This window comes from Chelativorans petroleitrophicus, from assembly GCF_025398195.1.
GTDB classification, from domain to species: domain Bacteria; phylum Pseudomonadota; class Alphaproteobacteria; order Rhizobiales; family Rhizobiaceae; genus Chelativorans; species Chelativorans petroleitrophicus.
This window is the reverse complement of sequence record NZ_JAODNV010000065.1, coordinates 1-623: the sequence shown is the minus strand read 5'-3', so window position 1 is coordinate 623 and position 623 is coordinate 1. Positions and strand designations below refer to the sequence as shown.

Annotated in this window: 1 protein-coding gene and 1 pseudogene; both read left to right on the top strand. The window is 60.5% G+C overall.

Annotated elements, in window-relative coordinates:
* The coding region (locus tag NYR54_RS19145; protein ID WP_279327604.1) for a group II intron maturase-specific domain-containing protein at positions 1-436 on the top strand (436 nt) is incomplete at its 5' end.
* Between the two features lie 67 nt (positions 437-503).
* Positions 504-623, top strand: a pseudogene (locus NYR54_RS19140) (IS3 family transposase); the annotation flags it as partial.

Here is a 623-nt window from a genome sequence, read left to right as displayed (position 1 = left end):
CTCCATGCAAATCAGCTCCCAGATGGAATCAAATCTCAGCCGAAAACGCGAGGTAATTCGAGGAGTCCAACTGGCGGGATGGGCGGCCTTCTACAAGTTCACCGACTTCACAGCGCGCATCTTCCGGCGCATCGACCATGTCGTGTTCTGGAAACTGGCGCACTGGCTGGCGCGAAAATATCGGTCACGCATCAAACCCCTGATGCGGAGCTGGTATCGAGCGCCAGGGGCGGGCAAGGCGAAGACCTGGCTCGTCTATGGACGAAGTGAACGTGGAGACCGCGTCGGCAAGGCTCTGCGCCGAATGGTATCGAGTCCCAAGGCGCAGTTCCGGTGGCGGAATCCGGAGACCAACCCATACATCCTCCGGAGCGAAACCCGCAGCACCGTAACCTCACGCTATCATGATGTTGCTATGGCCATGGGCCAAGCTTGAACGGAGAGCCGTATGCGCTGAAAGGTGCACGTACGGTTCGGGGAGGAGAAGCGCACCAGCGCTTCTTACTCCACTCGCCACCTGGACCGGCTTCGTCTATGTCGCCTTTGTCATCGACACCTTTGCCCGGCGCATCGTCGGCTGGCGGGTGAGCCGGACGGCGCATGCCGGCTTCGTCCTCGATGCG